Annotated in this window: 3 protein-coding genes; all 3 read right to left on the bottom strand. The window is 63.0% G+C overall.

Annotation, left to right across the window (positions count from 1 at the left end; translation table 11 throughout):
* Positions 1–1,342 (bottom strand): dihydroxy-acid dehydratase (locus tag ACK4SV_RS15850; protein ID WP_409918814.1); only part of this gene is annotated, 1,342 nt, incomplete at its 3' end.
* Between the two features lie 60 nt (positions 1,343–1,402).
* Entirely contained in the window at positions 1,403–2,413 is a 1,011-nt protein-coding gene (locus tag ACK4SV_RS15845; protein ID WP_409918813.1) for an isoaspartyl peptidase/L-asparaginase family protein, read from the bottom strand.
* On the bottom strand, positions 2,410–4,964 hold a 2,555-nt coding region (locus tag ACK4SV_RS15840; protein ID WP_409918812.1), incomplete at its 5' end, for a valine--tRNA ligase. The genes ACK4SV_RS15840 and ACK4SV_RS15845, both read right to left, overlap by 4 nt.

The raw sequence follows: 4,964 nt of genomic DNA, 5'->3' as shown, positions 1-4,964 counted from the left end.
GGCCGCCTTTCGGGCCCTCATAGCGGATGACGAGGACTTCGCCTTCCTTGTATTCGCGGTTGCTCACGGCCTTGAAGCAGGCTTCCTCGCCGTCAAATACTCGAGCTGGACCGGAGAACTTCAGGTTCTTCATGCCGGCGACCTTAACGATGGCGCCGTCCGGGGCGAGCGAGCCCCATAAGCCGACAACGCCTCCGGTCGGGCTGAGCGGGTCGGACACAGGCCGGATAACTTTCTGGTCCGGGTTCCAGGTAACGCCCTCCAGATATTCGGCCCAGGTCTGGCCGGTCACGGTCATGCAATCGCCATGGATGAGCCCCGCCTCATGTAGCGTCTTCATCAGCATCGGCACGCCGCCGGCCGCGCCGAAATCCTTGGCGACATAGTTTCCGCCAGGCTTCAGATCCGCGAGATAGGGCGTCTTCTTGAAGATTTCGGCAACGTCCGCGAGGTCGAACTGTACGCCGCACTCATGCGCCATCGCTGGCAGGTGCAGCGCCGCATTGGTCGAACCGCCCGTGGCCGCGACAACGATGGCGGCATTTTCGAAGGCTTTGCGGGTGCAGATATTGCGTGGACGGAGATTCTTTTCGATCAGGTCCATGACCGCCTTGCCGGAAGCGACGGCGTAGCCGTCCCGGTCCGTATACGGCGCGGGGAGCGCAGACGAGAGCGGCAGGGCAAGGCCAATTGCCTCGGAGACGCAGGCCATGGTGTTGGCCGTAAACTGGCCACCGCAAGCGCCGTCACCGGGGCAGGCGACTTTTTCGAGTGCTTCGAGCTTGGCACTCGTCATGTCGGTCGAGCCGGCTGCATGCGCGCCGACAGCCTCAAACACGTCGAGCACGGTGACATCCCGGCCCTCAAATGAGCCAGGCAGGATGGAGCCGCCATAGAGGAACACGCTGGGCACGTTCAGGCGCAGCATTGCCATCATCATGCCGGGCAGAGACTTGTCGCAGCCCGCGACGCCGACCAGCGCGTCATAGCCATGGCCGCGCATGGTGAGCTCCACCGAATCCGCAATCACTTCACGGCTGACGAGCGAGGAGCGCATGCCTTCATGGCCCATCGCGATGCCGTCCGTCACGGTGATGGTGCAGAATTCGCGCGGCGTGCCGTCCGCTGCCTTGACGCCTTCGGAGGCCGCATGCGCCTGGCGCATCAGCGCCGTGTTGCAGGGCGCGGCCTCGTTCCAGCAGGACGCGACCCCGACGAAGGGCTTTTTAATGTCCTTGGTCGAGAGGCCCATCGCGTAATAATAGCTGCGATGCGGCGCGCGCTCCGGGCCTTCGGTGACATGGCGGGAGGGCAGGCGGGATTTGTCCCAGGTCTTGGACATGACGGTATCCTTTAATTTTGCCACTCGCCCTAGCGCGCAAATTCCTTGCCGCAAAGAGCCTTATTCGTCGCGATAAATGGCAACACTTGCCCCGGCGGGGCTGGATACGCCGCGGTACATGCCTTCGGAGTTGAACACGAAGCTGTAGGCGCCGTCGCCGCCGATGACGATCACACCGCCATCGCCGCCCAACGCGGCGACCTCGGCCAGAGCCACCTCAGCCGCGGTGGTGATGTCCTCGCCCGCGAACTTCACGCGGTCGCAGATTGTCTTGGCAACGCCCACGCGGATGAAGTATTCGCCATGCCCTGTGGCAGAGACGGCGCAGACGCCGTTCTCGGCATAGGTTGCCGCGCCGATCAGCGGTGTGTCACCGATGCGGCCGGCTGCCTTGGCGGTCATGCCGCCGGTGGTAGTGGCGGCCGCGATGTTGCCGTCCCGGTCGATGGCGACGGCGCCGACGGTGCCATGCCGGTCCGCGTCGCTGCGGGTGCGCTGCTCGAGCACGCGCTCGAGCGCCTCGCGGCGGCGATCGGTGTTGAAGTAGGTGTTATCGACGAGTTCCAGGCCTTGCGCCTCGGCAAAGGCATCTGCGCCAGTCCCGGCGAACATGACGTGTTCGGACTGTTCCATGACGGCCCGTGCCGCCCGGATCGGGTTCTTCACGCGCGTGACACCGGCGACCGCGCCCGCATCGCGGCTGCGACCGTCCATGATGGACGCGTCGAGTTCATGGGTACCCGCGGCGGTAAACACGGCGCCTTTGCCGGCGTTGAACAGTGGGTCATCCTCCATGACGAGGACAGTCGCCTCGACCGCGTCGAGGGCGCTGCCGCCTGCTCTCAGGATGTCAGACCCGGCATCAAGAGCCGCATGCAGAGCGGCGCGGTATTCGGCGTCAGCCTCGGCGGTCATCTGGCTACGGAGGATGACGCCTGCGCCGCCATGGATGACGAGGCGCCATTCCGGTGTCTCGGGGGCAGGGGCGCTCTCGGAAGCGGCAGTGGCGCAGGCGGTCAGGATCAATCCTCCCAGGGCAATTGCGGCGAACCGGATCAGTGTCATGGTCATACGCCCTCCAGGCTTTTGCGTGCGGCGGTCAGCTTGTCGCGCCTTGCGCCCCAGTCGCGCAGCCGTTCGCGGTTTTCCTCGACGATTTCCTCCGGTGCGCGTGCGACGAAATCGGCGTTGGCCAGCTTCTTTTCCGTGCCGGTGATGTCCTTGTCCAGCCCTGTGATTTCCTTGTCGAGCCGTTTGCGGGCTTCGGCGACATCAATCAGGTCGGCGATGCTGAGCGCCGCGACGGTAGATCCGACGACGGCGGAGACGGCGCCTGCCGGCATGTCGCCGGGCAGCGTCAGGTCATCGATCCGCGCCATTCGCTTCAGGACTTCCTCGTGCACACCGGCGCGGTGGATGTCTGCGTCCGATGCATTGACCAGTGCCAGCGGCACCTTGGCGCCGGCCGGCACCCCGAGATCATTCCTGAGGGAACGGATTTCCGTGATCAGATCGATCAGCCAGCTGATTTCCTCGGTGGCGGACGTATCCCGCCATCCGGTCGCCTTCGGCCAGGCCTGCAGCATCAGAAAGCCCTGGTCTGCAGCCCGGCCAGGGGCGCGGCGTTCCCACAATTCCTCTGTCACGAACGGCATGAAGGGCTGGAGCAGCTTCAGCGTCTCGTCGATCACATAGCCGCAAACGAGGCGGGTCTCAGTCTTGGCGGCGTCGTTCATGCCGGCGAGCAGCGGCTTGATCAGTTCCAGATACCAGTCACAGAACGTATTCCAGATGAAACGGTAAAGCGCGCCGGCGGCCTCGTTGAAGCGGTATTCCTCAATGCCGCGCGTCACCTCTGCCGTACACGTATCAAGTTCGCCGAGTATCCAGCGATTGACGGGGCGCTCGACAGCGGGCACGTCGATCTCGCCCGGCGCGCCGCACTCGTTCATTTCGGCAAAGCGCACGGCGTTCCAGAGCTTGGTCGAGAAATTGCGGTAGCCTTCCACGCGCTGTTTCGACAGGCGGACATTGCGCCCCTGCGCAGCCATTGCGGCCATGGTGAAACGCAGCGCATCGGCGCCGAATTCATCGACCAGCTCCAGCGGGTCCATGGCATTGCCCTTGGACTTCGACATCTTCTGCCCCTTCTCGTCGAGGACGAGGGCGTGGATGTAAACGTCCTTGAACGGAGCCTGGCCGGTAAACTCCTGCCCCATCATCATCATCCGGGCGACCCAGAAGAAAATGATGTCGAACGCCGTCACCAGCGTTGCCGTCGGATAGAAGGTTTTCAGCGCATCCGTATCTTCCGGCCAGCCCTGCGTCGAGAACGGCCAGAGCGCGGAGGAGAACCATGTGTCGAGGACGTCGGGGTCACGATAGAGGACGACCGATTCTTTCTGGCCTGTTTCGTAGTTGCCTGTTGCCAACGTTGGGGGAGCAGCTGTGTGCACCGTGAACGGAAAGCTATTGTTGAAAGTTACCTCAACTTCTTGTCCATAGATCTGCCTTGCCAATTCAATTGCTCGGTCTTCCGTCTCGGCTACAATAATTTCGCTTGATCCCATCGGTTGATCAGGCGCGGGGAAATTTTTTGGACCATACCAAACCGGAATCCGGTGCCCCCACCAAAGCTGGCGCGAAACGCACCAAGGCTGAATATTGTCTATCCAGTTGTAATAGGTCTTCGTCCAGTTCTCCGGCACGAAGCGCGTGTGCCCGTCTTCGACCGCCTTGCGTGCAGGCTTAGCCAGCGTCGCGGCATCCACATACCATTGATCCGTGAGCCACGGTTCGATGACGACACCGGACCGGTCGCCGAAGGGCTGTTCGATCTTCAGGTCTTCGATCCGGTCGAGGAGGCCGAGCGCTTCGAACTTTTCGATGATCTTGTCGCGCGCCTTGAACCGGTAGAGCCCCCGGAACTCATCCGGGATTCCGGCGGTGTCAGCGTCCGCGCCGCCAACGATGGCGGCGGTCGCCGTCAGGATATTCAACGGCGTCAGGCCCGCGCGCTTGCCGACTTCAAAGTCGTTGAAATCGTGCGCCGGCGTGATCTTCACGGCGCCGGAACCCTTTTCGGGATTGGCATAGTCGTCTGCAACGATCGGGATCCGGCGGCCGACGATGGGAAGTTCAACGAACTTCCCAATGAGGCCAGTATAGCGCTCATCCTCGGGATGCACCGCCACACAGGTATCGCCCAGCATCGTCTCGGGCCGCGAGGTCGCGACCACGATATAGTCGCGCCGCTCGAGTGTGATGTTGCCGTCTTCATCCTTGACCGGATGGTCATAGGTGACGCCGTCTGCGAGCGGATAGCGCAGGTGCCAGTAATGGCCGCTGACCTCCTTCATCTCGACTTCAAGGTCGGAGATCGCCGTCTGGAAATGCGGGTCCCAGTTCACGAGGCGCTTGTCGCGGTAGATGAGGCCCTTGTTGTAGAGGTCCACGAACACCTTGGTGACGGCCTTCGAGAGGCCCTCATCCATGGTGAAGCGCTCAACGCTCCAGTCGCAGGAGGCGCCGAGGCGCTTGAGCTGGCCCACAATGGCCCCGCCCGACTCTTCCTTCCACGCCCAGACGCGCTTGACGAAGGCGTCCCGGCCCATGGAGCGCC

Source organism: Hyphomonas sp. (assembly GCF_046313735.1).
Classification (GTDB): domain Bacteria; phylum Pseudomonadota; class Alphaproteobacteria; order Caulobacterales; family Hyphomonadaceae; genus Hyphomonas.
This window is presented reverse-complemented; position numbering and strand designations above follow the sequence as displayed.

What these genes read in the sequence shown, in the direction of transcription:
- ACK4SV_RS15845 (WP_409918813.1), bottom strand. Translation starts at nt 2,413, where the DNA reads ATGACCATGACACTGATCCGGTTCGCCGCAATTGCCCTGGGAGGATTG.